At 67.7% G+C, this 26,769-nt stretch carries 27 protein-coding genes; 14 read left to right on the plus strand and 13 right to left on the minus strand.

Annotated features, from left to right (window positions below; translation table 11 throughout):
- The first annotated feature begins 88 nt into the window (after positions 1-88).
- Positions 89-775: a Crp/Fnr family transcriptional regulator gene (locus J2Y49_RS01945; RefSeq protein WP_149223987.1), complete on the plus strand. Its 687-nt coding sequence runs from the start codon at positions 89-91 to the stop codon at positions 773-775.
- A gap of 98 nt (positions 776-873) precedes the next feature.
- On the opposite strand, the gene J2Y49_RS01950 is transcribed toward J2Y49_RS01945, so the two are convergent.
- The 4 genes from J2Y49_RS01950 to J2Y49_RS01965 form a co-directional block, all read right to left on the minus strand.
- Positions 874-1,947: a COX15/CtaA family protein gene (locus J2Y49_RS01950; RefSeq protein WP_310111598.1), complete on the minus strand. Its 1,074-nt coding sequence runs from the start codon at positions 1,945-1,947 to the stop codon at positions 874-876.
- A 101-nt stretch (positions 1,948-2,048) separates the two neighbouring features.
- Entirely contained in the window at positions 2,049-2,543 is a 495-nt protein-coding gene (locus J2Y49_RS01955) for a lysozyme (protein WP_310111600.1), read from the minus strand.
- Positions 2,544-2,679: 136 nt separating this feature from the next.
- Complete coding sequence (locus tag J2Y49_RS01960) at positions 2,680-2,967, minus strand: hypothetical protein (protein ID WP_310111603.1); 288 nt, start codon at positions 2,965-2,967, stop codon at positions 2,680-2,682.
- A 132-nt stretch (positions 2,968-3,099) separates the two neighbouring features.
- Positions 3,100-3,363, minus strand: a complete 264-nt coding sequence (locus J2Y49_RS01965; RefSeq protein ID WP_310111606.1) for an usg protein — start codon at positions 3,361-3,363, stop codon at positions 3,100-3,102.
- Positions 3,364-3,721: 358 nt separating this feature from the next.
- Between J2Y49_RS01965 and groES the strand changes: the two genes are divergently transcribed.
- From groES to J2Y49_RS01995, 6 genes are all read left to right on the plus strand, one after another.
- Positions 3,722-4,012 carry a co-chaperone GroES gene (gene groES, locus J2Y49_RS01970; protein WP_014248860.1) on the plus strand — a complete coding sequence of 97 codons (291 nt, stop codon included), beginning with the start codon at positions 3,722-3,724 and terminating at the stop codon, positions 4,010-4,012.
- Positions 4,013-4,060: 48 nt separating this feature from the next.
- Positions 4,061-5,704 carry a chaperonin GroEL gene (groL, locus tag J2Y49_RS01975; protein ID WP_310111611.1) on the plus strand — a complete coding sequence of 548 codons (1,644 nt, stop codon included), beginning with the start codon at positions 4,061-4,063 and terminating at the stop codon, positions 5,702-5,704.
- A 277-nt stretch (positions 5,705-5,981) separates the two neighbouring features.
- Positions 5,982-6,323: a hypothetical protein gene (locus J2Y49_RS01980; protein ID WP_194909857.1), complete on the plus strand. Its 342-nt coding sequence runs from the start codon at positions 5,982-5,984 to the stop codon at positions 6,321-6,323.
- A gap of 14 nt (positions 6,324-6,337) precedes the next feature.
- Positions 6,338-7,255 (plus strand): DMT family transporter, encoded by a 918-nt coding sequence (locus J2Y49_RS01985; RefSeq protein ID WP_310111613.1) that lies wholly within the window; start codon positions 6,338-6,340, stop codon positions 7,253-7,255.
- A gap of 395 nt (positions 7,256-7,650) precedes the next feature.
- Complete coding sequence (locus J2Y49_RS01990) at positions 7,651-8,355, plus strand: LuxR C-terminal-related transcriptional regulator (protein WP_310111616.1); 705 nt, start codon at positions 7,651-7,653, stop codon at positions 8,353-8,355.
- 155 nt (positions 8,356-8,510) lie between these two features.
- Positions 8,511-9,662, plus strand: a complete 1,152-nt coding sequence (locus tag J2Y49_RS01995; protein ID WP_310111619.1) for a hypothetical protein — start codon at positions 8,511-8,513, stop codon at positions 9,660-9,662.
- A gap of 7 nt (positions 9,663-9,669) precedes the next feature.
- On the opposite strand, the gene J2Y49_RS02000 is transcribed toward J2Y49_RS01995, so the two are convergent.
- Positions 9,670-10,029 carry a hypothetical protein gene (locus J2Y49_RS02000; RefSeq protein ID WP_310111623.1) on the minus strand — a complete coding sequence of 120 codons (360 nt, stop codon included), beginning with the start codon at positions 10,027-10,029 and terminating at the stop codon, positions 9,670-9,672.
- A 251-nt stretch (positions 10,030-10,280) separates the two neighbouring features.
- Between J2Y49_RS02000 and J2Y49_RS02005 the strand changes: the two genes are divergently transcribed.
- Complete coding sequence (locus J2Y49_RS02005; RefSeq protein ID WP_310113286.1) at positions 10,281-11,291, plus strand: zinc-binding alcohol dehydrogenase family protein; 1,011 nt, start codon at positions 10,281-10,283, stop codon at positions 11,289-11,291.
- Between the two features lie 20 nt (positions 11,292-11,311).
- Here the strand turns inward: J2Y49_RS02005 and J2Y49_RS02010 are convergent, their stop codons facing one another.
- Positions 11,312-12,205, minus strand: coding sequence for a LysR substrate-binding domain-containing protein (locus J2Y49_RS02010; RefSeq protein WP_310111626.1), 894 nt, complete (start codon positions 12,203-12,205; stop codon positions 11,312-11,314).
- Positions 12,206-12,400: 195 nt separating this feature from the next.
- Here J2Y49_RS02010 and J2Y49_RS02015 point away from each other — a divergent pair, with 195 nt between their 5' ends.
- Positions 12,401-12,922, plus strand: a complete 522-nt coding sequence (locus J2Y49_RS02015; RefSeq protein ID WP_310111629.1) for a substrate-binding domain-containing protein — start codon at positions 12,401-12,403, stop codon at positions 12,920-12,922.
- A 22-nt stretch (positions 12,923-12,944) separates the two neighbouring features.
- Here the strand turns inward: J2Y49_RS02015 and J2Y49_RS02020 are convergent, their stop codons facing one another.
- Complete coding sequence (locus J2Y49_RS02020; protein WP_310111632.1) at positions 12,945-14,498, minus strand: ATP-binding protein; 1,554 nt, start codon at positions 14,496-14,498, stop codon at positions 12,945-12,947.
- A 612-nt stretch (positions 14,499-15,110) separates the two neighbouring features.
- On the opposite strand from J2Y49_RS02020, the gene J2Y49_RS02025 reads away from it, so the two are divergent.
- Complete coding sequence (locus J2Y49_RS02025; protein ID WP_310111636.1) at positions 15,111-16,979, plus strand: GGDEF domain-containing protein; 1,869 nt, start codon at positions 15,111-15,113, stop codon at positions 16,977-16,979.
- A gap of 29 nt (positions 16,980-17,008) precedes the next feature.
- Here the strand turns inward: J2Y49_RS02025 and J2Y49_RS02030 are convergent, their stop codons facing one another.
- From J2Y49_RS02030 to J2Y49_RS02055, 6 genes are all read right to left on the minus strand, one after another.
- The gene (locus tag J2Y49_RS02030) at positions 17,009-17,788 is read right to left on the minus strand and encodes an ABC transporter ATP-binding protein (RefSeq protein ID WP_310111639.1); all 780 of its coding nucleotides are present in this window, start codon (positions 17,786-17,788) and stop codon (positions 17,009-17,011) included.
- 1 nt (position 17,789) lies between these two features.
- Positions 17,790-18,635 carry an ABC transporter ATP-binding protein gene (locus tag J2Y49_RS02035; RefSeq protein ID WP_310111642.1) on the minus strand — a complete coding sequence of 282 codons (846 nt, stop codon included), beginning with the start codon at positions 18,633-18,635 and terminating at the stop codon, positions 17,790-17,792.
- Between the two features lie 3 nt (positions 18,636-18,638).
- Complete coding sequence (gene nikC, locus J2Y49_RS02040; RefSeq protein ID WP_310111645.1) at positions 18,639-19,559, minus strand: nickel transporter permease; 921 nt, start codon at positions 19,557-19,559, stop codon at positions 18,639-18,641.
- Positions 19,556-20,566 (minus strand): ABC transporter permease, encoded by a 1,011-nt coding sequence (locus J2Y49_RS02045; RefSeq protein ID WP_310111648.1) that lies wholly within the window; start codon positions 20,564-20,566, stop codon positions 19,556-19,558. Before J2Y49_RS02045 ends, nikC begins: the two co-directional genes overlap by 4 nt.
- 241 nt (positions 20,567-20,807) lie before the next feature.
- Positions 20,808-21,812 (minus strand): thioredoxin-disulfide reductase, encoded by a 1,005-nt coding sequence (gene trxB / locus J2Y49_RS02050; RefSeq protein WP_310111652.1) that lies wholly within the window; start codon positions 21,810-21,812, stop codon positions 20,808-20,810.
- A 51-nt stretch (positions 21,813-21,863) separates the two neighbouring features.
- Positions 21,864-23,792: a hypothetical protein gene (locus J2Y49_RS02055; protein WP_310111654.1), complete on the minus strand. Its 1,929-nt coding sequence runs from the start codon at positions 23,790-23,792 to the stop codon at positions 21,864-21,866.
- 194 nt (positions 23,793-23,986) lie between these two features.
- Between J2Y49_RS02055 and J2Y49_RS02060 the strand changes: the two genes are divergently transcribed.
- The 4 genes from J2Y49_RS02060 to cysK all read left to right on the plus strand — a co-directional run bounded on the left by J2Y49_RS02060 (position 23,987) and on the right by cysK (position 26,729).
- Positions 23,987-24,598 (plus strand): PadR family transcriptional regulator, encoded by a 612-nt coding sequence (locus J2Y49_RS02060; RefSeq protein ID WP_310111656.1) that lies wholly within the window; start codon positions 23,987-23,989, stop codon positions 24,596-24,598.
- 20 nt (positions 24,599-24,618) lie between these two features.
- Positions 24,619-24,912, plus strand: coding sequence for a DUF2218 domain-containing protein (locus tag J2Y49_RS02065; protein WP_310111658.1), 294 nt, complete (start codon positions 24,619-24,621; stop codon positions 24,910-24,912).
- Positions 24,913-25,148: 236 nt separating this feature from the next.
- A complete protein-coding gene (locus J2Y49_RS02070) occupies positions 25,149-25,604 on the plus strand; it encodes an Rrf2 family transcriptional regulator (protein ID WP_111067213.1) in 456 nt (151 codons plus the stop codon).
- 165 nt (positions 25,605-25,769) lie between these two features.
- Complete coding sequence (gene cysK, locus J2Y49_RS02075; protein WP_149224008.1) at positions 25,770-26,729, plus strand: cysteine synthase A; 960 nt, start codon at positions 25,770-25,772, stop codon at positions 26,727-26,729.
- Positions 26,730-26,769: the final 40 nt, after the last annotated feature.

The following is a 26,769-nucleotide window of genomic DNA, read 5'->3' on the forward strand; positions in this document are numbered from 1 at the left end:
ATATGAGCCCATGCGGAATGAAAGGCTGGGTTCGTCCATGCCACCTTTTGATACGGTTCGCGCTCGGGAAAAGAGCGCTGCGACGGAAATGAATCCCTGCGGGGCATGTCCCGTGCGCAGCCTGACGGTTTGCGCCGCGCTGGAACCGGAGGAGCTGCGCCGTCTTGCCGACATTCTGCAGAATGTGCGCATCGATGCCGGCCACACCCTGTTCGCCGAAGGCGACGCGGCCGACGCGCTCTACAACGTCACCTCCGGTACGGTGAAGCTGTACAAGCTGCTGCCGGACGGGCGCCGCCAGATCACCGGCTTCCTGGTGACCGGCGACTTCCTGGGGCTGGCCGTCAACGACAGCTATGCCTACACCGCGGAGACCGTCACCAGCGCCTCGCTCTGCCGCTTCCCGCGCAAGAAGATCGACGCGCTGCTGGAGGAATTCCCCAAGATGCAGCGGCGCCTGTTCTCCATGGCGTCGAACGAACTGGCCGCCGCACAGGACCAGATGCTCCTGCTGGGCCGCAAGACGGCGAAGGAGAAGATCTGCTCCTTCCTGCTGATGCTGTCCCAGCGGGCCGCCCGTCGCGGCCACAAGGAAAACCCGGTCTTCGTGCCGATGAGCCGCGCCGACATCGCCGACTATCTGGGCCTGACCACCGAGACGGTCAGCCGCACCTTCACCCAGCTGAAGACCGCGGGCGTGATCTCGTTGCAGGAAGGCAACAAGGTCCTGATCGCGGACATCGACGCGATGTACGATTTGGCCGAAGGGGCGTGACGCGGGCTGTCACGCCTTAGCTCAGGACCGTTACTGCTTCCTTGCGAATCACGGACGGAACCGGCACAGCGGGGGCGCTGCCGAAAGCCTCCCGCGCGTTACTCCCGCCGCACCGGCCGCAGCTCGAACTGCAGCCACACCAGCATCGACACCACCAGGATGGCGCCGGCCTGATGGGCGGCGGCGACGGGGAGCCACACCACGGTCAGCAGCGTGACGATGCCCAGCGCGATCTGCAGCAGGATCATGGCGGCCGACGCCAAAGCCGCGCGGCCGGCGCGGCCGGGCAGGCGGGCGGTCAGGACGCGGGCGGACAGCACCAGGACCACGACTCCGGTCAGGATCGCCAGTGTGCGGTGGATGAGCTGGATCGCCGCGGTGTTCTCGAACGGATTGAGCCACCAGGGAGTCAGCGTGTTCACCTCCGGCGGAATCCAATGGCCGGCCATTAGCGGGAAGGTGTTGTAGGCGAGGCCGGCATCCGACCCGGCGACGAAGGCGCCCCAGACGATGGTGACGGCGACCAGCCCAAGCGCCCAGCCGGTAAGGCGGCGCAAGCCGGCAGCCTCCGGACGCCACCCCGCCAGCGGCAGCGGGTCGAGCAGCCCCAGCGCAGTGCGCAGCAGCAAGGCATAGATCAGGATCGCGGTGCCGAGATGCAGGGCCAGCCGGTAATGGCTGACATTCGGCGCATCGACCAGTCCGCTCTTCACCATGAACCAGCCGATGCCGCCCTGCAGCCCGCCCAGCAGGAACAGGCCCATCAATTTCGGCCACAGTTCGGGCGAGATGCGGCCCTGCATCCAGAAGCGCAGGAAGGGGATGAGGAAGACGAAGCCGATCAGCTGGCCCCACAGCCGGTGGAACCACTCCCACCAGAAGATCGACTGGAACCCCGCCAGATCCATGTGGCTGTTGTAGATGCGGAACTCCGGCGTCTGCTTGTAGAGGTCGAAGACCCGGTTCCACTCCGCCTCCGACAAGGGCGGCAGGATGCCGATCAACGGTTTCCATTCCACCATCGACAAGCCGGATTCGGTCAGCCGGGTGATGGCGCCGATCACGGCCATGGCCAGCACCATGGCGGCGCAGACCAGAAGCCAGACGGCGATCGGCCGATTCGGATTGGGGCGGGCGGAAGAGGCGAGGCTGTCGGAGGCAAAGGCGGTCACGGCGGTAATCCGGAGCACGGCGGTGGGATGTTCGCCAATGTGGTGCGAACATCCCGCTCCGTCAAACGCCTCTTGTCCCGTATGGGGCGGGCGGTGTCCGCTCAGGCGGTTCCGTCGGCCGTGGCGATGCCGCCTTGGGCCTGCGCGGTCTGGCTCTGGAACAGTGCCGCCTCGGCCGCACGGCGGGCGACGAGGCCCGGCAGTTGGGTCGGCTTGCCGTTCACCGTCGCGTAGACCCAGCGGCCGAACTGGCCTGCGGCCCCGGCATAGTCGCCGGCGTTCAGCAGCTTCAGCAGGGTCGAGCTTTGCAGGCTGCCGGCCCCCAAATTGAAGACGAAGGAGGACAGAGCGCCGCGCTGGTCGTCGTTGAGGGGCACCTTCACCAACGCGTCGACGCGGCCGGCGGCATCCGTCAGGTCGGAGGCGAGGAAGCTGTCGGCCTGATCGGCGGTGATGGTCTGGCCCATCTTCACGCCCGCCGTGTGACCGTAGCCGATGGTGGGGACGCCCGCCGGGCAGAGGTAGGCTTTGAGATACAGACCTTCGAAATGCTTCACGAGGTCGACCGCGGCTTGGCAGACCGGCTTGGTGGTCATGATTGGAAACTCCCGCTTCGCGCACTAGGTGGGCGATATCCGCCCTCAAAGGAGGCAATCCTAGACGCAACACCCGCGCAACGGGAAGTGTAGATTTCAAATTGTCGTAAACAGTTACCTGGGCGAGGCGTGGGGCTCAGGGCGTGAGGGTGTGGGCCGCCCCGAACAGCACGAACAGGGCGAACAGGAGCGCGAACAATCCGGCGATGGTCGTGCATTCCAGCAGCGCCTCCACCAGCCTGCCCTCGCGATCCTGCCAAGTCGGAGGCCTAAAACTCGGAGGCTTGCAAATCCGCTGCCCGATGGCCGGACTGGCGTCGGTGCCGTTTGCCGCCTTGTCCGCCACCTCGCCGGACAGGCTGCCGGCTGCATCACGATCGCTCCAGCCTTCGTTCCAGGACTTTGTCCTGCGCTCCGCCATCATCGCGCCCTCCGTAAACTCCGCCGCCGGAATTCGCTAAAATTTTAACGATCCGGGATGGCGGGCGCTGTGACGGCTGTCACAGGGGCGCGGAGGGCGTGACGTCGGGGGCCGCTGCAAAAGCCCGGAAGGGCGTCAATGAATACGGAAATCCACGGCGGCGTGACGCAGAGCGCCGGGGGTGATCAGGGTCTGGGTCGCCAGCCGCACCGAATGCAGCTTGCCGTCGAGGTTGCGCTGCCAGAAATCGAGGAAGCGCCGCAGGACGGGATACTCCGGCGCCTGATCCAGATCCTGCCAGAGATAGCACTGCAGAAGGCCGGGATGATCCGGCATGTGATAGAGGATCTCGGCCGTGGTCAGGCGGAAATCACGGAGCTGGAGGACGAGATTGGCCATGCGCGGTCTCCCATGCGGTTGGCTGATCGGTCGGGGATGTGCGGTGTCAGGTTCCTCTCATGCGATCCCGGCGGTGGTGCGCCGACACCGGGAAGGTCGGATCCCCATGTGACCCTTTGAAGAAATCTTGCCCGGCGGCGATCACTCTCGCAAGACAGAAAATCGTTATTTGACAATATGTTAGCAGCATTGAAAGAGGAGTGCTGCCGGCATTTGCGCCAAATTCCGCAACGAGCCTCTTGAATCCCCAAACTGCTTCGATTAGCTGTCTGGCACTCGCCGGGTGGGAGTGCTAACAGCCGCCGCCCGCGCCAATTCACGTCAGTCAGAACCAAGCCTTGATCCAAGGAGGCATTCCATGAAGTTCCGCCCGCTGCACGACCGCGTCGTCGTCAAGCGTCTGGAGTCCGACACCAAGACCAAGGGTGGGATCATCATCCCCGACACGGCCAAGGAAAAGCCGCAGGAAGGCGAGATCATCGCCGTCGGCCCCGGCGCTCGTGACGAGGCCGGCAAGGTCGTGGCGCTGGACGTCAAGGCCGGCGACCGTATCCTGTTCGGCAAGTGGTCGGGCACGGAAGTGAAGATCGAAGGCGTCGATTACCTGATCATGAAGGAATCGGACATCATGGGCGTCATCGAGGCCTAAGTCCTCCGCCCGTATCCTTCGAAATTTACAAGTTAAAGGAATCGAGACATGGCTGCCAAAGACGTCAAGTTCGGCCCCACCGCGCGCGAAAAGCTGCTGCGTGGCGTTGACATCCTCGCCGACGCCGTGAAGGTCACGCTGGGCCCGAAGGGCCGCAACGTCGTGATCGAGAAGTCCTTCGGCGCTCCGCGCATCACTAAGGACGGTGTGTCGGTCGCCAAGGAAATCGAACTGTCGGACAAGTTCGAGAACATGGGCGCCCAGATGGTCCGCGAGGTCGCCTCGAAGACCAACGATCTGGCCGGTGACGGCACCACCACCGCCACCGTTCTGGCCCAGGCCATCGTCCGCGAAGGCGTGACGAAGGTCGCCGCCGGCCTGAACCCGATGGACCTGAAGCGCGGCATCGACATCGCCGTCGCCGCCGTCGTCGCCGACATCCAGGCCCGCGCCAAGAAGGTTACGACCAACGACGAGATCGCCCAGGTCGGCACCATCTCCGCCAACGGCGAAGCCGAAATCGGCAAGATGATCGCCCAGGCGATGGAGCGCGTCGGCAACGAAGGCGTCATCACGGTGGAAGAGGCCAAGAGCCTGGACACCGAGCTGGACGTCGTCGAGGGCATGCAGTTCGACCGCGGCTACCTGTCGCCGTACTTCATCACCAACGCCGACAAGATGATCGCGGACCTCGAAAACCCGTTCATCCTGCTGCACGAGAAGAAGCTGTCGGGCCTCCAGCCCCTGCTGCCGGTCCTCGAGGCCGTCGTCCAGTCGTCGCGTCCGCTGCTGATCATCGCCGAGGACATCGAGGGCGAGGCCCTGGCCACCCTGGTCGTCAACAAGCTGCGCGGCGGCCTGAAGATCGCCGCCGTGAAGGCCCCGGGCTTCGGTGATCGCCGCAAGGCGATGCTGGAGGACATGGCCATCCTGACCGGCGGCCAGGTCATCAGCGAAGATCTCGGCATCAAGCTCGAGAACGTCACCCTCGACATGCTGGGCACCGCCAAGAAGGTCGTGATCTCCAAGGAGACCACCACGATCGTCGACGGCGCCGGCGAGAAGGCCGACATCGAAGCCCGTTGCGGCCAGATCCGCGCCCAGGCCGAGGAGACCACCTCGGACTACGACCGCGAGAAGCTGCAGGAGCGTCTGGCCAAGCTGGCCGGCGGCGTCGCGGTCATCCGCGTCGGCGGTGCGACCGAGGTCGAGGTGAAGGAGCGCAAGGATCGCGTTGACGACGCCATGCACGCCACCCGCGCCGCGGTGGAAGAGGGCGTGGTCGCCGGTGGCGGTTCGGCCCTGCTGTACGCCGGCAAGGCGCTGGACAAGCTGGTCCCGGTCAACGACGAGCAGCGCGTCGGCATCGACATCATCCGCCGCGCCCTGCAGGCCCCGGTCCGTCAGATCGCCTACAACGCGGGCACCGACGGTTCGATCGTGGTCGGCAAGCTGCTGGACCAGAACGACCCCAACTTCGGCTACGACGCCCAGAAGGGTGAGTTCACCGATCTGGTCGCCGCCGGCATCATCGATCCGGTGAAGGTGGTCCGCACCGCCCTGCAGGACGCGGCCTCGATCGCCGGCCTGCTGATCACCACCGAGGCGATGATCGCCGAGAAGCCGGAGAAGAAGGCTGCTCCGGGCGGCATGCCGGGCGGCATGGGCGGCATGGACGACATGGGCTTCTAATCAGCCCGCAGTCCGTCTATCTGCCGACCGTTCCACGGTTCGGGAAAGGGGCGCCTCCGCAAGGGGGCGTCCTTTTTCTTTTGGGGTCGTGGATGCCCCGGGGATGCGCGGGAGATACGTTGGCAGGTTGCAGCCACCCTCCGCCATCCGGAAAAGTCAAGGCGAAGTCCGCCTTGCTTTGGCGCGGGCGCCTCCCAATAATCCGCCCCTCTCGCCGGGCGCCCCAATGCGGGGCGCCGGCCTCTGACTTCCGTATTTTTCAACGAGGGCCTGTTCCATGCGCTCCTTCGAGGGCCAGCATTCCGACAACGTCGCCATCAAGCGCACCCGCGAGCAGAAGCAGCGCCAGCTGGTTCAGCTCAAGGAGCAGCTGGCGACGCTGAAAGCCCACGCGGCCCCCGCCATCCGTGAAGCGCTGGTCAAGCGCATCGCCGAACTCGACGCCGAACTGCGCCAGCCTGCCAAGCCTCCCCGCGAGGGCCGCGAGGGCCGCGAGGACGCGCCGCGTCCCCCCCGCCGCGAATCGCGTCCCAGTGTCTTCCGTGCCGAAGACAGTGCCGACCGCAGCGCCGCGGTGTCCGCATCCAGCGTCTTCGCCTCACCCCGCCGCCGCAGCTGAGGACGGACAGCGCCATGCCTGCCGATCGCACCGCTCCCGTCAAAGGATCCCGTCTCGCCGATCAGGCCTGGCTGCTGATGATGCTGCCGCCCCTGTTCTGGGCAGGCAACGCGGTCCTGGGGCGTGCGGTCGCCGGGGCCGTGCCGCCCATCGGGCTGGCCTTCTGGCGCTGGTGCCTGGGCGTGCTGATCGTGCTGCCCTTCGCCTGGCCGCACCTGCGCCATGACATCACGCCGATCCTGGCGCGCTGGAAGAGCGTGCTGCTGCTGGGCACGCTGGGCATCGGCATCTACAACACCTTCCAATACATCGCGCTGAACACGACGACCGCGCTGAACTGCGTGATGCTGCAGTCGTCGATGCCCGTGATGATCGTCCTGATGAGCCTCGTCCTGTTCCGCGACCGGATCGGGGCGATGCAGGGGCTGGGCATCGCCGTCTCGCTGGTCGGTGCGATGACGCTGATCTCCCATGGCGATCCGGCGACGCTGCTGGGGCTGGAACTGAACGCAGGCGATGTCTGGATGCTGGCGGCGGTGGTGATCTATGCCGCCTATACCACGCTGCTGCGCCGCCGGCCGGCGATCCATGGCCTGAGCTTCGTCGTCGTCACCTTCGCCATCGGTGCCGTGGAGCTGCTGCCCTTCTACATCTGGGAAAGCCTGAGCGGAAATCCGGTGCAGGCGAGTGGCATCACGTTGCTGGCGGTCGGCTATACCGTGCTGTTCCCGTCCATCGCCGCCTATCTCTGCTTCAACCGGGCGGTGGAACTGCTCGGCCCCAACACGGCGGGCCTCGCCATCCATCTGGTGCCCGTCTTCGGCAGCCTGCTGGCCATTCTGTTCCTGGGCGAGCAGCCGCATCTCTACCACGGGATCGGCATCGCCCTGATCGCCGCCGGCATCGTCCTGGCGACCCGCCGCCGCGTCTGACGGATTTCCAGATTATTTCCAGTGGCGGGTAATTTTCCTCATCACGTGCTGAAATGATGTTGTTTGAGGGATATTCTCGCTCGCAAGGCAGCATCGGTGCGGCGTAGTCTTCGATCGGTTCTTCAGGATATCTGGATTTTGGCGAATCTGTTCTTGGAACTCGCCAACTGGGTTTTCAACATGTGGTGGGATAGCGCTCTGATAAGGCGTATGCAGCGGATGTTCGCGCGTATACTATCCCCGATATCCTTTTAGACACATCCGCTATCCTTCGCGCCAGCGGCGGTCAATAAGGGATGACCGCTAAAATGCAGGTCATGGCGGCGGTTCGCACACCGATCGTCGCCATGAGGAGCCGGCGCTGTCCGCCGGTCCGCTGTGGTGGAGGTCCCAAGATGCCCCTGCAAATGCCTGTGCCGGTTTCCGTGAATACCGCCTGCCTCGTTCACATCGTCGACGGCGACCTGCTGTCGCGCAGCACGCTCTCGCGGGCATTGGGTGCCGTCGGCATCGCCTGCCGCGTCCACAGCACCGGCGCCGACGCGCTGACCGTGCTGGGCACCGCCTCCTCCTGCATCGTCGTGCGCAACGACCTGCCGGACATGACCGCCATCGAATTCATGGCCGAAGCCTCGCTGCATGGCCATGACCTGCCGGTTCTGGTGGTTACCGAACAGGGCGACGTCGACGCCGCCGTGGCCGCGATGAAGGCCGGGGCGTCCGATTGCATCGCCCATCCCTTCGCCGTTCCCGCCTTCCTGGACCGGCTGCGCGCCTGTCTGGCGTCTGGCAACCCCCATGCCGAGCAGCGCGACCGCGGCCGCGACGCCGTCCGCCGACTCGCTCTGCTGAGCCGCCGCGAGTCGGAGGTGCTGGAGCTGATCGTCGACGGCAAGCAGAGCAAGACCATCGCCTGGGAACTGGGCATCAGCATCAAGACGGTGGAGGTCCACCGCGCCCGCATTATGGAGAAGACCGGCAGCCGGTCCATCGTCGGGCTGGGCCGCCTGTGGGAAGCGGCGGAGATGCTGCGCGGTCGCGACCTGCCGCGTGCGCTGCCCATCCGTCAGACGGCGATGATGGAAGCGATCGCATCCTGACAGTCCATCCGGGTGCGGCTTTCCAGGCGGAATGACGTTACCGGGACCGAAGCTTCGAAAATCGGTGCCGGTCCGGTCCTTCTCGTTGGGATCGGCGGCCAGAGGATTGTAAAGTTCTGGAGAAGAGCAACCAGAACGCCGACAGGAGCGGTCCGATGTTCCCCGACCATGGTCACCGTCGCATTTCCGTGGCGTCGCCCGACGATATCGCCACGGCGCGGCGGATCGCGGCGGAGCGGGCCGACGGCGTGCTGGCTGCCGAAGAGGCCGCCCGTTTGGACCGCCTTGTGGCGGCGCTGTGCGGACATGCGCTGAGCCGTCCCGATGGGACGCTGCTGATCGCCCGCATGCGGTCCGGAGCCGGGGTCGAGTGCCTGGCGTACGACCGCGATCCCGCAACGGCCGAACTGCCGCCGGACCTGGTCCAGGGGCTTGGCGCCGATCTGGAGGCGGCGCGGCGGCTGGCCGACCGTTTCCACATCCATGCCACGCCGGGCATCGGGTCGGCGCTGCTGGTGCGCGTGCTGCGCCCCGGTGCCGACGATTCGCCGCCCGCCGACGCCATGGCGGAGGCCGGAGCGGTGATGGTCGAGCGACCGGGTGGCGAAGCCGTCCGGCGCGGGCCCTTCATCGACCATTGGTTCGTCCGCTGCTCCCCCGCCCGCGGGCCGGACGGTCCCTGTGGAATCGCGCTGATGATCGACGGCGAGACCGAGCCGGATGATCAGGCGGCCGATCAGGAGGCAGGCGGAGCCGGTGAGAAGGCGCCGTCCGGGCCGTTCACCAGGATGACGCCGAAGGTGATCGCGCAGGTCGAGACGGTGGTCGCCGCGACGGTGCCCGATCTGCCCGCCCCCGTGGTCGTCAACGCCATCCGGCGCGACCTGAGGGTTCGGCCCGAGTTGGGGCTGTCCCACGATCCGGTCCTGAAGCGGATCGGCCGGTCCGCCCTGGCGATCCTGCGATTCGACGGCAAGGCGGTCGATTACACGGCGCTCGGAACCCTGGCCGGCGCGGTGGTGCGACCGCAGGAGATCCTGGCGCTTGGTGCCCGCTGGGCAATGGTGGGATTCAATCCGCTGGCTCCGGCGTCGGTTCATCTGCTGTGGGGACCGGGCGATCATGTGGTCCTCTACACCAGCGGATGCGCCCGGCTGCCGGCCCTGTTCATCCACCGCGACCTGCACAAGGTCGACCCCACCCTGGCGGCACTCGTCCTGCTTCGCGACGGTGTCGTGCGCGACGACGACCACACCATCCTGGTCCTGCGAAACCGCGTCGACCGCGTTCCCGCTTCCGCCGGCTGAGTGACCGTCAGCGGCCCCAGCCGTGCGGGCCGCCGGGGCGTTCCCACGCATGCGGGTCGCCGTTATGGTCGCCTCCGCCCCGGTTGCCCCAGTTCCCCCGGTTGCCCCAATCTCCTCGATTGCCCCGATCCCCGCGGTTTCCCCAATCCCTGCGATTGTCCCACCCCCGCCGGCGCCAGCCGCGGTCGTCATCCCATGTGCGATAGCGGTAGCCGGGCTGCACGACGACCGGAGGCGGCACCACCACGGTCTCGCCATAGGCCGGATAATAGGGATCATACCCACCCGTGGCGACGCAGCCCGACAGTGCGGCGGCGCTCGCGGCCAGGAGCAGGGCGGTCAGGATCTTGGGGCGGAGGATGCTCATGGCCTTGCTTTCCGTAGTGCAGGGACCGGACTCGGCGGTGAGGCTGGTCATCGGTACAAACACCTCGGCCTGCCCGGCTATTCCATACCCCCTTGGCGTCAATCCGTTCGCCCACCGACTCATGGGGCGATGCATAGGGCGACCGATCATGGAAATGGATGGATGAAACAAGAACTATGAATTTAACATATCCTGTGGACGCCGCCATCCTGCGCTTCGACTTCTTCTCCATCCTTGAAGGCGAGGCCATCATGAAAGCCATCGGTTACCGCAAGAGCCTGCCCGTCACCGACGCCGACGCGCTGATCGACGTCGAGATCGACCGCCCGACCGCCACCGGCCGCGACCTGCTGGTCCGGGTGGAGGCGGTTTCCGTCAATCCCGTCGACACCAAGCTGCGCCGCAACGCCGCTCCCGCCGATGGCGATCTGCGCATCCTGGGCTTCGACGCCGCCGGTGTCGTCGAGGCGGTCGGGCCGGATGTCACCCTGTTCCGTCCGGGTGACGCCGTGTTCTATGCCGGCGCCATCGACCGCCCCGGCACCAATGCGGAATTCCATCTGGTCGACGAGCGCATCGTCGGCGCCCGTCCGGCCAGCCTGAGCGTCGCCGAGGCCGCCGCCCTGCCGCTGACCGCCATCACCGCCTGGGAGATGCTGTTCCACCGGCTGGGGTTGCAGCGCGATGGCGGTGAAGGCAAGTCGCTGCTGATCGTCGGCGGGGCCGGCGGCGTCGGCTCCATCGCCATCCAGCTGGCCCGCCGGCTAACCAAGGTTCGCGTGCTGGCCACCGCCTCGCGGCCGGAGACCGCCGACTGGGTGCGCGAGTTGGGCGCCCATGACGTGATCGACCATAGCCGGTCGATGGCGGAGCAGGTGAAGGCGCTGGGGCTGTCCGGCGTCGAATACATCTTCTCCACCACCGCGACCGACCGCCATTTCCAGGATCTGGTCGAACTGGTGGCGCCGCAGGGCCGCATCGGCCTGATCGACGATCCCGAGCCCATCGACGTCCGCCTGCTGAAGCGCAAGAGCGTCTCGCTCCATTGGGAGCTGATGTTCACCCGCCCACTGTTCCAGACCGACGACATGATCGCCCAGCATGAACTGCTGAACGAGGTGTCGCGTCTGGTCGATGCCGGCACCTTGCGCACCACGCTGACGGAAACGCTGGGCCGCATCGACGCCGCCACCCTGCGCAAGGCCCATGCCCTGATCGAATCGGGCAAGGCCCGCGGCAAGCTGGTGCTGGAAGGCTTCTGACCCGCCGCTCGACCCGCCGCTCAACCCGCCAGGGCAAGCGGCGGGCGGGTCGGGCGCATCGCCGCCAAGCTCTCAACGATGAAGCCGACCAGAGGTTCGGTGAGGCGGCGGTTGCGCGCCGTCTCGCCGAAGATCGCCATTTCGACGTTGCCGAGTTCGGGCAGGCCGTCCTCCACGCCCAGCCGGCGCACGCCCTCCGGTATGGAGGATTCGCTCAACACCGCCACGCCCAGCCCGGCGCGGACGGCGGCCTGAACCCCCATGACGCTGCCGCTGGTGTAGACCACCCGCCAGGGGCGTCCGGCCTCGCCCAGCGCCGCCAGTCCACGGTTGCGGAAGACGCAAGGAGCGGGCAGGGCGCAGAAGGGCAGGGGACCGTTGGCAGGGATCTCCAGCCCGGGGGCCGCGACCCAGCGCATCGGTTCGGTCCAGATGCCGCGTCCCCGGCTGTCGCCCGCATCGCGGCGGGAGATGACGAGGTCGAGGTCACCCCCATCCAGTGCCGAGACCAGTTCGCCGCACAGGCCCACCCGCACGTCGATGTGCAGGCGCGGGTGCAGCTTGGCGAAGCGGCGCAGGACATGGGGCAGATGGTCGGACAGGAAATACTCCGCCACGCCCAGGCGTAGTTCGCCCTCCGCCGCCGGTTCGGCGAAGCGACGCACCGTCTCGTCGTTCAGGTCCAGCAGGCGGCGGGCATAGCCCATCAGCAGTTCGCCGTCATGGGTCAGCGCCAGCGACCGGCTGGTGCGCTCGAACACCCGGCGGCCGAGCGTGTCCTCCAGCTTCTTGATCTTGACGCTGATCGCCGACTGGGTCCGGCCCAGCCGTTCGGCCGCCGCGGTGAAGCCACCAGCCTCCGCCACGGTGACGAAGGCGCGCAACGCGTCGATCTCCAGGTCTGGCAGGGGCATGAGAAATTCATTCCGGTTTATGATCGATGGCGATCATCCTATCTCGGATGCTCATGGATGGCGAGCGGCGCATTGGGACGAGCCGTCGGGACATGGGGGCCGGGCCGTTGAAGCGGGACGTGGGCATTCTCATTGTCAGCCCTCCGGGCCTCGCCGCCCGGATGCCTGACGATCCTGAGGAGAGAGAGACGTCCGATGACCCGTTTTTCCGCGCCGGCCCCCAGTTTGGCCCTCGCATTTGCCGCTGCGGTGCTGCTCGCCGGTTGCCAGATGCCGGGCCTCATGCCGCCGCCGCAACAGACCGCCGCTCTTCCGCCGCCGGCAGTGCCCAAGCCCCCGCCCGAGGCCCGCGGCATCTGGATCGTCGGCAGCCCGGCTCTGCGCGGCGCCATCGATCAGGCGGCAGGCAAATATGACGGGGGTCCCGACACCAAGCCGCGCCTGGATGCCCGCGGCACCGCCGCCGGCTTCCGCGCCTTCTGCGGCGGGGTCGGGTTGGACCATCCCGACATGGTGGCCTCCGACCGTCCGATCAGTGCGGCCGAATACCAGCGCTGCCGCACCGCCGGCATCACGCTGACCGAATACGCTTTCGGGCCGAAGCGCTTCGTCTACGTCAAGGACTCCCACATGATGGCGGTGCCCGGCGTCAACGACTTCGTCACCAGCTGGAGGCAGAGCGGCAAGCCGGTGAGCGCGCCGACCGCGGGGAGCTGAGGGGCGGGACGCCGAGGGAGGATCATCCCGCCGCGAACAGCCCGCCCTCGTCGGGGGCGTCGGCCGCGTCGTCGGCGTTGGGGTCGCCCAGCGCGGTTTCCCATCCCAGCGCCGGCAGGCTGATGGCGCGGGTGTTGCCCAGGCCGCTGCGGCTGGTGATGAAGCCGCGCTGTTCCATGTAGGTCAGCAGGCGGCGGCCGCGTCCCTTGGATCGGCTGCCGCAGGCGCGCGCCACATCGGCGTCGGACGGGCAGGGGGCGTGGTCCAGCGCGGCGCGGGCCAGCAGCAGGAAGACCGGCTGGATATCCTCCGCCAGGGTGGCGGCAACCTCCGTCGCGCGCTGCCAGGCGGGATCGTCGCCGCTGCCGGCCCCGGCGCGGGCGGTCGCCAGACGGCGGCGGAAGGCGGGCAGGGCCAGCCGGTCGCCATCCACCCCGCGGCCCCGGCAGCGCACCAGGAAATCCTGGTACAGAACGGCCAGCGAGCGGTAGGGCGCCTCCGGGTCGGCCAGCACCTCGGCCAGCACCTCGTCATAGCGGGCTTCGCGTTCGGCGGCCTGCTCGGGCGTTTCTTCCGGTTCCAGCGGCAGCAGGGCGGGCTGTTCGGCCTCGACTTCGCCGAGTGACGGCGGCGGGGAAGCGGGGCGGCCGCGCGCCAGCTGCGCCATCAGGTCGGCGCTGGCCGAGGTGGAGGGGCGGCGCACGTAGCGCGCCGGTTCCGGCTCGGTGCTGGTGAAGATCAGGTCGCGGGCGTCCTCCACCGGGGTGGTGGGCGGCGGCATCAGCTTCGGACTGCCGGTGCGGCCCTGGGTCTCCACCGCACCGATGCGCAGCGGCAGCGGCCGGCGCGAGAGTGCGGGGCCGAGCGCGATGAAGTGGCCGCGCTCCAGGTCGCGGAACATCTCCGCCTGCCGGCGCTCCATACCCAGCAGGTCGGCGGCGCGGGCCATGTCGATGTCGAGGAAGGTGCGGCCCATCAGGAAGTTGGACGCCTCGGCCGCGACGTTCTTCGCCAACTTCGCCAGACGCTGGGTGGCGATCACCCCGGCCAGCCCGCGCTTGCGCCCGCGGCACATCAGGTTGGTCATGGCGCCGAGCGAGACCTTGCGCGCCTCGTCCGACACCTCGCCGGCGGCCGAGGGGGCGAACAGCTGCGCCTCGTCCACCACCACCAGCATCGGATACCAGTAGTCGCGGTCGGCATCGAACAGCCCGCCCAGGAAGGCGGCGGCATGGCGCATCTGCATTTCCGCGTCCAGACCCTCCAGGTTCAGGACGACGGAGACGCGGTGCTGGCGCACGCGGGCGGCGACCGATTGCAGCGCGGCCTCGCTGTGCTCGTCGGCTTCCACCACCACATGGCCGAAGCGTTCGGCCAGGGTGACGAAGTCGCCTTCCGGGTCGATCACCGCCTGCTGCACCCATTGGGCGCTCTGTTCGATCAGCCGGCGCAGCAGGTGCGACTTGCCGGAGCCGGAATTGCCCTGGACCAGCAGACGGGTCGCCAGCAGCTCCTCCAGGTCGAGCGTCGCGGCGCTGCCCGCGTTCGTCGCCCCCATGTCGATGCCGACCTTCATCCCGCTCGCCTCCCACTCGCCCGAACCGCCTCCAACGCTGGCGGGGCCTTCCTATAGCGCAGGCGGGCGCGGCGATACGAGGATTCGATTCGGGACGGGCGGGCGGCGGAGGGGGAACCACTCTCCGGCCGATTGAGCGGCGATGGCCCGGATGAGCGTTCCGGTGGTGGGGCGGGTCTTGCGGCGGAGGGCGGTTTGACCATATTGTGGCTGACAGGAGGGTGCGGTGCCAGCCGCACCCCCCGTCCGGTCCGGTTACTTCAGCAGATCGAGGATCGCCTTGATCAGCTGAAGCACCAGGACCAGGAGGACGAGTGCTTTTTCCACTCCGTGCTCCCAGGTAGGTGGGACGCGGGCGGTGGCCTGTCCGCCGCCCGGTTCCCACCATTGCATGCATAGCGATGTGCAGTGGTGCGGGCAATGCGTATTCTACCGCACCGTGTCCAGACCCCATCTGTGATCAACCCGCGTTTTGGCGCGACCGAATCCTCCGCGTTCCCGACGGGTGGCGGCGTCGTGCGACAACGCCGGGCTGTGGTCATGAAAACGCAAACAAGCTCTGTTACAAGCAGATGCCGATTTACTGCGGGATCGGCGCTGGCGGACCGAGCGATGACTGTGCTGACCACCACCATAGCCGGGACCAAAGCCGGACTGACGGAAAGCGACCACGTCGAGTCCCATGGCGCGAGCTGGAGCGCCGTTCGCTCCGCCGATGGCGATGTCGCGGCGTTCGATTGGGCATCGGCCGTCGGCGCCCTGCGTTATGCCTTCCAACCCATCGTCCAACTGCGGTCCGGCCGCTGCCATGGCTATGAGGCGCTGTTGCGCGGGTTCGAGCGCACCGGCTTCGCCAATGCGGGCGAATTGCTGGACGCCGCCGAGGCCGCGGGTTTGCTGGCGACGGTGGAGACCGCGCTGCACGCCAAGGCGGTTGCCGCCTACCGCGCGCTTGCGGGCTGGAGCGAGGCGAAGCTGTTCCTGAACCTGGACGCCCGGCTGATCGGCCGGCCCGACTCGCCCTGGCTCGCCCGCGATCCGGCCACCGCGCGCAGCAGCGGCATCGTGCTGGAACTGTCGGAAAGCCGGCCGGTGCCCAGCGGCATTGCGGTGGATGCGGCGGTGGACCGCTACCGCCAGAGCGGGGCCGGCATCGCCATCGACGATTTCGGCGTCGGCCATTCCGGTCTGCGGACGCTGTACGAGGCGCGGCCCGACTATGTGAAGATCGACCGCTTCTTCATCGCCGGCATCGACGCGGATTCGCGCAAGCGGGCGCTGGTGGCGGCGTTGGCCGGCCACGCCCACGCGCTGGGCATCCAGATCGTGGCGGAGGGGGTGGAGACCGTCGCCGAGTTCTACACCTGCCGGGATCTCGGCTGCGACTTCGCCCAGGGCTTCCTGATCGCCCGGCCGCGGGTGGATTTAACCGGGCTGCCCAACCGCTATGCGATCGTCGAGGATCTCAACCGCCAGGACCGGCGCCAGCCCAGCGAATCGCACCGCCGCCTGTCGGAGGTGATCGAGCGGCTGCCGCCGCTGCGGGTCGATTCGCGCAAGACCGAGCTGCTGGACTATTTCCGCCGCGACGGCAGCGCATCCATCGCCCCGATCGTGGACGAACAAGACCGGCCACTGGGGCTGATCCGGGAACGCGACCTGAAGCGCTTCGTCTATTCACGCTTCGGCGGAGAGCTGCTGCGCAACCGTGGATTGGGCGACCGGCTGGACGATCTGGTCATCCGCTCGCCGGTCTGCGACATCTCCATGCCGCTGGACCGGGTGATCGAAGCCTTCTCCACCGAATCCGCCGCCGACGGCATCGTGATCGTGGAGGGCGGCGCGTATGCCGGCGTGTTGTCGGGCGGCGCACTGCTGCGGCTGGTGCATGAGCGCAACCTTGCGATGGCGACGGACCAGAACCCGCTGACGCGCCTGCCCGGCAACGCCGCCATCCTGCGCCACATCGAAGGGGCGCTGGCCGATGGTGCGCGCGGCCATGTGCTGGCCTATCTGGATTTCGACAACTTCAAGCCCTTCAACGACAATTTCGGCTTCCGCCAGGGCGACCGCGCCATCCTGATGTTCAGCGAGCGGCTGAAGGCCTGGGCCGGCAGCGCCGGGGCATCCATCGACGCCGACGCCTTCGCCGGCCACATCGGCGGCGACGACTTCTTCCTGGGCGTCAGCGGCGGGGAGGAGGGCGAGGTGCTGGCCCGGCTGGCGGAACTGCTGGCCTTGTTCCGCTCCGACGCCGAAAGTCTGTACGACGCCCAAACGCGGGTCAGCGGTGGGTTCCTGGCCAAGGACCGTTACGGCGCGCTCCGCCGTTTCCCGCTGCTGGCGGCCAGCGGCGTCGCCGTGGTGATCCCGCCCGGCTGCCACGGCCTGACCCCGGACGCCGTCAACGCCGCCATCGCCGACCACAAGGCCGCCGCCAAAGGGGCGGAGGACAAGCTGTGCGTGGTGCGGCTGGCGTGAGGGGAGTCAGGGTGCGGTTGCCCCCTCCCTCACGCATAATCCCGGAAGCTCTCCGCCGTCGCGCGGTCGTAGCCCAGGCTGGCACGCAGGAGCTGCAACGTGTAGGGCTCGCGTGCCGCACCGCGGCGCAGTTCCTCCACCGTCATCTCCTCCACCAGCCGCCCGCGGTTCATCACCGCCAGCCGGTCGCACAGATTGGCGACGACGGCGAGATTGTGGGTGACCAGCACCATGGTCAGGCCATGTTCGGCCCGCAGGCGGCGCAGCAGGTTCAGGATCTCCGCCTGGACCGAGACGTCGAGCGCCGAGGTCGGCTCGTCCAGCAGCAGGACGCGAGGCTCCAGCACCAAGGCGCGGGCGATGGCGACGCGCTGGCGCTGGCCGCCCGACAACTGGTGCGGGTAGCGGAAGCGGAAAGAGGGGCCTAATCCGACATCGCGCAGCACCCGGTCGATGCGGGCATCGGCATCGCCCAGCCCGTGGATGGCGATCGGCTCGGCCAGGATGCGGTCCACGGTGTGGCGCGGGTGCAGCGAGCCGTAGGGGTCCTGGAACACCATCTGGCAGAGCTTGTAGAAGCCCTTATGCCGCTTCGGTCCCTGCTCCGTGCCGGCGACGGCGATGCGGCCGGTCCAATCGTCGTTCAGGCCGCTGACCGCGCGCAGGACGGTGGACTTGCCGGAGCCGGACTCGCCGACCAGTCCGAAGCTTTCCCCCTCCCGCACCGACAGGGTGACGCCGTCCACCGCGGTGACGGCGTCGGCGCCATCGCCGAAACTGACCCGCAAATCTTGGATATCGATCATCATCCTACGCCTCCAACCAGGCGGGGTCGCGGCTCAGCACCGGCAGGTCGCCCGGCGGCTCGTCGATCTTCGGCAGGCTGGCCAGCAGGCCGCGGGTGTAGGGGTGTTGGGCGGCGTGCAGCTCCGACGCGCGGCAGCTCTCCACCACCCGGCCGGCATACATGATGAGGATGCGGTCGCAGAAGGAGGCGACGAGGTTCAAATCGTGGCTGACGAAGATCATGCCCATGCCGCGCTGGGAACAGAGGTCGTCCAGGATCGCCAGCACCTGCATCTGCACGGTGACGTCCAGCGCCGAGGTCGGCTCGTCGGCGATCAGCAGGTCGGGGTCGGGGATCAGCATCATCGCGATCATGATGCGCTGGCCCATGCCGCCCGACACCTCGTGCGGATAGCGGTCATAGACCCGCTCCGGATCGCGGATGCGCACGGCGGCCAGCATCTCCAGCGCGCGGCGCTTCGCCTCGGCGGCGCCGGCCTTGCTGTGGACGCGGTAGGCCTCGGCGATCTGGCGGCCGACGGTCATCACCGGGTTCAGCGAGTATTTCGGATCCTGCATCACCATGGCGATGCGCCGGCCGCGGATGTCGCGCATGCGCTTGGGTGACGCCGCCAGCAGATCCTCGCCGTTGAAGGCCAGTCGGTCGGCGGTCACTCGGCCCGGCGGCGGCACGAGGCGCAGGATGGAGCGGCCGGTCATCGACTTGCCGGAGCCCGACTCGCCGACGATGCCCAGCTTCTCCCGGCCCAGCGTGAAGGAGACGCCGCGCACCGCCTCGGCCATGCCCGTGCGGGTGGGGAAGGCGACGCGGAGGTTGGAGACTTCCAGAAGGGGAGTGTCGTCGGCCATCGCTCAATCCCCCTTCGGGTCCAGCACGTCGCGCAGCCCGTCGCCCAGCAGGTTGAAACCCAGGCTGACGATGAAGATGGCGAATCCCGGCATGGCGGCGACCCACCATTGCTCCAGCACATATTGCCGGCCGCTGGCGATCATCGCCCCCCATTCCGGCAGCGGCGGCTGGGCGCCGAGGCCGAGGAAGCCTAGTCCGGCGGCGGTCAGGATCACCCCGGCCATGTCCAGCGTCGTCCGCACGATCAGCGACGCGACGCACAGCGGCATGATGTGGCCCAGGATGATGCGCAGGCTGGACGCGCCCTGCAGCCGGGCGGCGCTGATGAAGTCGGCGCGGCGGACGGTCAGCGTCTCCGCCCGCGCGATGCGGGCATAGGGCGGCCAGGAGGTGATGGCGATGGCGATTACCGCATTCTCGATGCCGGGGCCGAGTGCGGCGACGAAGGCCAGCGCCAGGATCAGCTTGGGGAAGGCCAGCGCGATGTCGGTGATGCGCATCAGCACGGTATCGACCCAGCCGCCGAAATAGCCGGCGACCGTGCCGATCACCAGCCCGGCCAGCGGCGCCGTCGCCGCCACCAGCGCCACGATCATCAGCGTCAGCCGCGCGCCGTGGATCAGGCGGGAGAGGATGTCGCGTCCGAAGGCGTCGGTGCCCAGCCAATGGGCGGCGCTCGGCGGCAGCAGCCGGTTGTTCAGATCCTGGGCATAGGGGTGGTAGGGCGCCAGCACAGGGGCCAGCGCCGCGACAACGACCAGGGCCAGCACGATCAGCAGCCCGGCGACGGCCAGCCGGTTGCGGCGGAAGGACGTCCAGCCGGCCCAGGCGCGGCCCAGCCGGGCCTGTCCGCGGGACTGCGGCGTGTCGGTGGTCAGCCAGTCGCGCCAGCCGGCGGATCGGGTGTCGGTGCGCGCGGTCATCGGGCTCGGGGATCCAGAAGGCGATAGAGCAGGTCGGACAGCAGGTTCAGCGCGATGAAGACCGCGCCGACCACCAGCGTCCCGCCCAGCACCGCGTTCATGTCGGCGCTGAGCAGCGAATTGGTGATGTAAAGCCCCAGGCCGGGCCAGGCGAACACCGTCTCGGTCAGCACCGATCCCTCCAGCAGCCCGGCATAGGACAGGGCGATGACGGTGATCAGCGGCACCGCGATGTTGCCCAGCGCATGGCGCCAGACCACACGGGTCTCCGACATGCCCTTCACCCGGGCGGTGGTGATGTATTCCTGGCGCAGCTGGTCCAGCATGAAGCCGCGCGTCATCCGCGCGATGTAGGCGACGCTGTAGAGGCCGAGGATGGCGGACGGCAGAACCAGATGCTGGACGGCATTCCAGAAGATGTCTGTTTCGCCGGCCAGCAGGGCGTCGACGGTGACGATGCCGGTCACCGCATCGACCATTCCCTCATAGAAGACGTCGACCCGGCCCGGTCCAGGCACCCAGTCCAGCTTGGCGTAGAACAGCAGCAGCGCCATCAGACCCAGCCAGAAGATCGGCAGCGAATGACCGATCAGGCCGAGCAGGCGGATGGCATGGTCGGGCCAGCGCCCGCGATTGACGGCGGCGAACACTCCCGCCGGCACGCCCAGCACCGCGCCGATGACGACCGCGACGGTCGCCAGTTCCATCGTCGCCGGGAAGACGCGCAGCACATCCTCCAGCACCGGGCGCGAGGTCAGCACCGAGGTGCCGAGGTCACCCTGAGCCACGTCGCCGACATAGCGGAGGAACTGCTGCCACAGCGGCAGGTCGAGGCCCAGCTGCGTGCGCATCTGCGCATAGCTTTCGGCATTCGCCCGGTCGCCGAGCGCGGACAGCACCGGATCGATCGGCACCACGCGCCCGATCAGGAATGTGACCAGCAGCAGGCCCAGCAGGGTGGCGGCCACCGTGACCAGCAGGGTCAGGCCGCGTTTCAGCGTAGGCAAGACGACTCCCTCGCGGTTGGACGCGCCCAGTCGAACGCGCTCAAGGGAATCACAGTCGGGGCTTTGTGCAAAGCCCGTCAAGGGCATAGGGGGGGTGGGAGGTGGTCGTACATGCCCCCTCCCCGACCCTCCCCCGCTGAGCGGGAGAGGGAGTCGGTTGCAGAGCGGCGGAGTTCCCTCTCCCGCTCAAGCGGGGGAGGGTTAGGGAGGGGGCACCCGCCGCTGGAACTCAACCCTCAGATCACCACGTCCCCGCCGGGCTGGGATCGCCATGGGCGCCGGCAGCCGGCTCGTGGTGGGCGAGCCAGCGTTCGGCCTCCAGCGCCGCCATGCAGCCCATGCCGGCGGCGGTGACCGCCTGACGATAGACCTTGTCCTTCACGTCGCCGGCGGCGAAGACGCCGGGGATGTTGGTGGCGGTCGAATCGGGCACCGTGACGATGTAGCCCGATTCGTCCATCTCCACTTTGCCCTGGAAGATGCCGGTCGCCGGCACATGGCCGATGGCGACGAAGACGCCCGCCACCGGAATGACGCGTTCCTCGCCCGACTTGACGTTCTTCACGCGCACGCCGGTGACCGCGCGCGGGTTGCCCATCGTCCCGTCGCCCTCGCCGACGATCTCCTCGACCGTGCTGTCCCACACCACTTCGATCTTCGGGTGGCGGAACAGGCGGTCCTGCATGATGCGTTCGGCACGGAAGCTGTCGCGGCGGTGGATGACCGTCACCTTGGTGGCGTGGTTGGTCAGGTACAGCGCTTCCTCCACAGCGGAGTTGCCGCCGCCGATGACCGCCACCTCCTTGCCGCGGAAGAAGAAGCCGTCGCAGGTGGCGCAGGCCGACACGCCGAAGCCGCGGTAGATCTCTTCCGTCGAGATGCCGAGCCAGCGCGCCTGGGCACCGGTGGCGATGATGACGCTGTCGGCGGTGTAGGTGTCGCCGCTGTCGCCCTTGCAGACGAAGGGGCGCTGGGTGAAGTCGACGTCGGTGATCAGGTCGAACACCATCTTCGTGCCGACATGCTCCGCCTGCTTCTGCATCTGCTCCATCAGCCAGGGGCCCTGGATCGGATCGGCGAAGCCGGGGAAATTCTCCACATCGGTGGTGATCATCAGCTGCCCGCCCGGCTGCATGCCCTGGACCATCAGCGGTTCCAGGTTGGCGCGCGCGGCATAGATGGCGGCGGTGTAGCCGGCCGGGCCGGCGCCGATGATGAGGACCTTGGTGTGGTGCGTGGTGGCCATGGGTCTGATCCCGCAGTGATCGGCAGAAGGGAGTTTGCGATTGGAACGGTTCTAGAAACCGAACATATGGTCGAGGCTGAAGGCGCTTTCACCGGCAGCAAGGCAGCCATGGTAGCCGAACAGGCGACAGGTGGTGTCGCGGATCAGCACATAGGCGTGATCGCCCGCCGCAATCCGTTCCGCTTCCGAAAATATCTCGTGATAGCGCCAGAAACGTGAGCCGCCACAGGGGATTTCCAGCCGCTTCCGCGCCACCTCCACGCCGTCGCGGCGCCGCAGGATCAGCTTGGTGTCCGACAGGGCATGCCATGGCGTCGAGGCAGGGTAGACGAGGTGGCAGAGCGTGTCCCACGGATCGGTGCCCAGCCGCAGGAACAGGCGGGTCGACAGGCCGGGCGCACGGCCATGGTAGCTCTGCGGTTCGTCGCGGTAGACCATCGCCATGTTGAACATGTGGCTGCCGAAGCTGGTCTCCGCCACATGGCCGGTCCTTACGTCCTCGTAACGGACCAGCGCGTGCAACCAGCCGTCGGCAACCGTTCCGGCTTCGAAATCATAGACCAGTTCGACATGGCCCCAAGCATCGACGACCGTCCGGTCGGCGACCAGCCCGGTGACGTCCAGCGCCCGGCTGTCGGAGCGCTTGAGGTTGCCGAAGCGGTGTTCCGCCACCGCCTCGCCGTTGCGGTCGTAGACCACGGCCTTCACCGGCAGCTCGGTCTGCGCCGTGCTCATCGGGGTGGGCAGCAAGGTGGTGCGCCAACGGCCCATCGGCAGCAGCGGCGCCGGCAGGATGTGACCCTTGCCGACCACGCCCTTGTCCACCGCGCCGCCGGTCAGCAGCGGCAGCTTGGGGTCGGGCTTCAGGTCGGTGCGCTCCACATTGGCGTGGGCCATGCGGCGGCGGCCGTCTGCGGCGACGATCTCGTAGCGCGGGCGGACGAAATGCTTGCCGGCCTGCACCTCGAACTGCTGGGGCCAGCGGGCTTCGGGGAACAGGCTGGCGATGTCCAGTTCGATGGTGGCGAAGGCCGGGACGGCGCGGTCGAGCACGCGGATTTCCGGCGACCCCATCAGGTTCAGCCCGACGGCACCGGCCGGGATCGGGGTGGGGTGGCTGTTCTGGATCCACAACGACACCCGCTCTCCCTCGCGCGGGGCGGGCAAGCCGGCGTAGAGGTCGGCCGGCCAGGCGTTGGCGTCGTGGGTGCAGGACAGCACCGTGTCGTCGTCGCCATAGGTGTCGAGGGCGTATTTGACCACGTCATGCCCGGCGGCGCCGATGATGTGCAGGAACAGCGACCCGCAGAAGGGGGACAGGTTGAAGCGCTCGCGAACCTGTCGGCTGTCGATCACCACGGTTCCGTCCGACGGCGGCATCGGCTCCGTCCAGTCGGCGATCGGGCGGCCCTCGCCATCGAACAGGCAGGCCCACAGCCGGGTGCCCTTGGCGCCGTAGCGCGGCCAGTAGTTGGCAGACACCACGCGGGTGTGGTGGCCGTCGCCGTCGCGGAACCAGGCGAAATTGGTCGCCCAGTTGAACTTCGACAGGTAATGGCCGGGGTCGTTCAGCATGTCTTCCGGCACGCGCATGGCGTCCAGCGAGACGACCCCCGCCTGTTTCGGGATCAGGTGGGCGATGTGGCCTTCCAAGCGCTGCGAATCGAAGGCGACGATGAAGACGGTGCGGGCGCCGCTGGCCGGCAGGTCGGTCACCGGGCGGGCGGCGTGGCCGAACACCTCTTTCCCCACCTGCTCCACGTCCTGGACATAGATGCCGCAAACCGGCACTGCCGACAGGTCATAGAACTCCGCCAGCCCCGACAGCAGGCCCATCGGGTCATAGACGGCCACCGGGCCGTATGAGGCCAGTCGCGCGATCAGGATCGCAGCCTTGGGCGCCGCCAGCGGATGGCCCACCGCCTTGAAGAAGCTGGAACCGCCGGTGACGTTGGAAAAGGTCTCGATCCGAAGGGGCATCAGGGCACACACGCGCGATAGCAAAGCCAGGGCGTCGGTTATAGCCCCTTCGGCCGGGTGGGCGACAGTGATTTGCAGGCGACCGGATTATGTCGGAGCGCATGTGCGTTCCCCGGAGCGCACCCCTTGTCGAAGAGCGTGTTTCGATATATCTAAGTTTTCGTTATATCGAAACTGCATCAAAAGAGGGTTCCATGCTTCGGCATCTGTTTTGCGGCCATGGGCGCCGCTTCTCGCGTCCGGATTTCGACGACGAGGCGCAGGACGGACGTGGGCGCCATGGGCGTTATGGTCATCGCGGCGGCTGGGAAGGTTGGGGCGGTCATGGCCGGGGCGGCCGGGGAGAGCGGCGTGTCTTCGACCATGGCGACCTGCGCCTTGTCCTGTCGTGGCTGATCGCGGAAAAGCCGCGCTCCGGCTATGACCTGATCAAGACGATCGAGGAGATGGTCGGCGGCGCCTACAGCCCCAGCCCCGGCGTCGTCTACCCGACGCTGACCCTGTTGGAAGAGCAAGGCCACATCCGCGTCGGTTCGACCGAAGGCAACAAGAAGCTCTACGAGATCACGCCCGAAGGGACGGAGGCGCTGAAGGCGGCGGAGCCCGCCGTGGCCGCGGTGCGTGAAAGGATCGCCCACGCGAAGGCCCGCCAGCAACGCGAATCCTCGCCGCAGATCGTCCGCGCCGTCGAGAACTTCAAGCTGGCCCTGCGGCTGCGGCTGTCGCGCGGCGACCTGACGGCGGAGCAGACCCAGGCCATCGCCGATGCCATCGACGCCGCCGCCCGCGCGGTCGAACGGACCTGACCACGGAGGAGAGGAAGATCATGGCTGCATCGACCACCCGCATCGCGACCTCCAACGGCCGCCGCTACATGACCCAGCTGTGCAAGCACTGGGCGCACAAGTTCGAGGTCGCCCATGACGAGAACCAGGGGCTCGTGCCCTTCTCTCCCGACCGTCGCTGCCGGATGGCGGCGGATGCCGAAGGCCTGACCCTGACCATCGAGGTGGAGGATGCCGAACACATGGAGCGCATGCAGGGGGTGGTCATCGACCATCTGAAGCGCTTCGCCTTCCGCGAGGATCTGGGGGAGGTGGCCTGGACCGCCGTACCGTGACGACGCCCATGCCGGACGTGCCGTGTGTACAGGAGGGCTTTTTCCCGAATCTGTCTGCGACAAATCCTGTTGTGAATTCCCGTGCTGGAGGTGTAAAACGCCTTTAACCAACAGGCGGGAATGGGGGAGATGACGGCGTTTCCACCTGCGGACCGGTGCGAGGCCGGTGCCGCCAGGATCCGTCGGTTCTCTTGCTGCCGCGGCACGCACAGTCAGAATACCGGGAGTCGCTCGTGATGCTCCGCATCTCCAAGAAGCTGATGTTCGCCATCGAGGCGGTCCTCGACATCGCCTACAACGCGGGCACCGAGCCGGTGCAGTCCGGGGAGATCACCCGGCGCCAGGGCATCCCGAAGCGTTACCTGGAGCAGGTGCTGCAGCAACTGGTGCGCGAAGGGGTGCTGGCGGGGGTGCGGGGTCCGCGCGGCGGTTACCGGCTGGCGCGCGAGCGGCGGCGGATCACGCTGGGCGAGATCGTGCGGGTCGTCCGTTCGATGGAAACCGCCACCGATCCGATCGAAGAGCCGGCGGGCTCCATCCTCGGCCATCAGGTCGTGCGTCCGCTGTGGGGCGAGCTGCAGGAGGAATGCATGGCGAAGCTCGACACCATCACGGTCGAGGATCTGTGCATGCGCGCCCGACGCGCCGGCGTGGAAAGCGAAACCGAGGACCGGATCGACTTCACGATCTGAAGCTTCGGCCGGGGCTTCAACGGAAATCAGCGGGGTCGCATGAACGGCCCGGCGACCCCACTTCCCGTTTGAAACCTACTTCCCGTTTGACAGGCCACCCGCGCTGGATAATGCTCGGCCTGGGGTGTTGAACTCACTTATAACACAAATCTCAGAGGTGGAATCATGGCTGCACCCGAATTCCGTGGCAAGATCTATGACAGCATCCTCGATACGATCGGCGCCACGCCGCTGGTGCGGCTGAACCGCCTCGCCGAGGATGCCGGGGTCAAGGCCCAGATCCTCGGCAAGCTGGAGTTCTTCAACCCGCTGGCCAGCGTCAAGGACCGCATCGGCAGCGCCATGATCGAGGCCGCGGAGGCCGCCGGCACCATCGCCCCCGGCCGCACGACGCTGGTCGAGCCCACCTCCGGCAACACCGGCATCGCGCTGGCCTTCGTCGCCGCCGCCAAGGGCTACAAGCTGATCCTGACCATGCCGGAAAGCATGTCGGTCGAGCGGCGCAAGATGCTGAAGCTGCTGGGTGCCGAGCTGGTGCTGACGCCTGCGTCGGAAGGCATGAAGGGCGCCATCCGCAAGGCGGAGGAGATCCTGGCCGCCGACCCGAACGCCTACCTGCTGCAGCAGTTCAAGAATGCCGCCAACCCGGCCGTCCACCGCGCCACCACCGCGGAGGAGATCTGGAAGGACACCGACGGTCAGGTCGATTTCCTGATCTCGGGCGTCGGCACTGGCGGCACCCTGACCGGCACCGCCGAGGTCATCAAATCGCGCAAGCCCTCCTTCAAGGCCGTGGCGGTGGAGCCGGAGGACAGCCCGGTCCTGTCCGGCGGCATGCCGGGCCCGCACAAGATCCAGGGCATCGGCGCCGGCTTCGTTCCCGACATCCTGAAGAAGGAGCTGATCGACGAGGTGGTGCGCATCTCCAACCAGCGCGCCTTCGAAACCGCCCGCAAGGTCGCCCGCCTGGAAGGCGTTCCGGTCGGCATCTCGTCGGGTGCGGCACTCGCCGCGGCGCTGGAGGTCGGCGCCCGTCCTGAGAACGAGGGCAAGCAGATCGTCGTGATCCTGCCGTCCTTCGCCGAGCGCTACCTGTCGACCGCCCTGTTCGAAGGGCTGGAGTAACCGTCGACGCCGCGGGGCGGGGGCGGTTATTGCTCCCGCC

This window comes from Azospirillum sp. BE72 (assembly GCF_031455875.1).
Lineage (GTDB): Bacteria > Pseudomonadota > Alphaproteobacteria > Azospirillales > Azospirillaceae > Azospirillum.

Excerpts from the sequence above, each read along its gene's own strand:
- J2Y49_RS01995 (WP_310111619.1), top strand. The coding sequence starts at position 8,511 with ATGTTCCCCGACCATGGTCACCGTCGCATTTCCGTGGCGTCGCCCGAC.
- J2Y49_RS01980 (WP_194909857.1), top strand. The coding sequence starts at position 5,982 with ATGCGCTCCTTCGAGGGCCAGCATTCCGACAACGTCGCCATCAAGCGC.
- J2Y49_RS02005 (WP_310113286.1), top strand. The coding sequence starts at position 10,281 with ATGAAAGCCATCGGTTACCGCAAGAGCCTGCCCGTCACCGACGCCGAC.
- cysK (WP_149224008.1), top strand. The coding sequence starts at position 25,770 with ATGGCTGCACCCGAATTCCGTGGCAAGATCTATGACAGCATCCTCGAT.
- J2Y49_RS01990 (WP_310111616.1), top strand. The coding sequence starts at position 7,651 with ATGCCCCTGCAAATGCCTGTGCCGGTTTCCGTGAATACCGCCTGCCTC.
- J2Y49_RS01965 (WP_310111606.1), bottom strand. The coding sequence starts at position 3,363 with ATGGCCAATCTCGTCCTCCAGCTCCGTGATTTCCGCCTGACCACGGCC.
- J2Y49_RS02030 (WP_310111639.1), bottom strand. The coding sequence starts at position 17,788 with ATGATGATCGATATCCAAGATTTGCGGGTCAGTTTCGGCGATGGCGCC.
- J2Y49_RS02035 (WP_310111642.1), bottom strand. The coding sequence starts at position 18,635 with ATGGCCGACGACACTCCCCTTCTGGAAGTCTCCAACCTCCGCGTCGCC.
- J2Y49_RS02020 (WP_310111632.1), bottom strand. The coding sequence starts at position 14,498 with ATGAAGGTCGGCATCGACATGGGGGCGACGAACGCGGGCAGCGCCGCG.
- nikC (WP_310111645.1), bottom strand. The coding sequence starts at position 19,559 with ATGACCGCGCGCACCGACACCCGATCCGCCGGCTGGCGCGACTGGCTG.
- J2Y49_RS02065 (WP_310111658.1), top strand. The coding sequence starts at position 24,619 with ATGGCTGCATCGACCACCCGCATCGCGACCTCCAACGGCCGCCGCTAC.
- J2Y49_RS01985 (WP_310111613.1), top strand. The coding sequence starts at position 6,338 with ATGCCTGCCGATCGCACCGCTCCCGTCAAAGGATCCCGTCTCGCCGAT.
- J2Y49_RS02060 (WP_310111656.1), top strand. The coding sequence starts at position 23,987 with ATGCTTCGGCATCTGTTTTGCGGCCATGGGCGCCGCTTCTCGCGTCCG.
- J2Y49_RS02025 (WP_310111636.1), top strand. The coding sequence starts at position 15,111 with ATGACTGTGCTGACCACCACCATAGCCGGGACCAAAGCCGGACTGACG.
- groES (WP_014248860.1), top strand. The coding sequence starts at position 3,722 with ATGAAGTTCCGCCCGCTGCACGACCGCGTCGTCGTCAAGCGTCTGGAG.
- J2Y49_RS02010 (WP_310111626.1), bottom strand. The coding sequence starts at position 12,205 with ATGCCCCTGCCAGACCTGGAGATCGACGCGTTGCGCGCCTTCGTCACC.
- trxB (WP_310111652.1), bottom strand. The coding sequence starts at position 21,812 with ATGGCCACCACGCACCACACCAAGGTCCTCATCATCGGCGCCGGCCCG.
- J2Y49_RS02070 (WP_111067213.1), top strand. The coding sequence starts at position 25,149 with ATGCTCCGCATCTCCAAGAAGCTGATGTTCGCCATCGAGGCGGTCCTC.
- J2Y49_RS01955 (WP_310111600.1), bottom strand. The coding sequence starts at position 2,543 with ATGACCACCAAGCCGGTCTGCCAAGCCGCGGTCGACCTCGTGAAGCAT.
- J2Y49_RS02055 (WP_310111654.1), bottom strand. The coding sequence starts at position 23,792 with ATGCCCCTTCGGATCGAGACCTTTTCCAACGTCACCGGCGGTTCCAGC.
- J2Y49_RS02015 (WP_310111629.1), top strand. The coding sequence starts at position 12,401 with ATGACCCGTTTTTCCGCGCCGGCCCCCAGTTTGGCCCTCGCATTTGCC.
- J2Y49_RS01945 (WP_149223987.1), top strand. The coding sequence starts at position 89 with ATGAATCCCTGCGGGGCATGTCCCGTGCGCAGCCTGACGGTTTGCGCC.
- J2Y49_RS02000 (WP_310111623.1), bottom strand. The coding sequence starts at position 10,029 with ATGAGCATCCTCCGCCCCAAGATCCTGACCGCCCTGCTCCTGGCCGCG.
- J2Y49_RS01960 (WP_310111603.1), bottom strand. The coding sequence starts at position 2,967 with ATGATGGCGGAGCGCAGGACAAAGTCCTGGAACGAAGGCTGGAGCGAT.
- groL (WP_310111611.1), top strand. The coding sequence starts at position 4,061 with ATGGCTGCCAAAGACGTCAAGTTCGGCCCCACCGCGCGCGAAAAGCTG.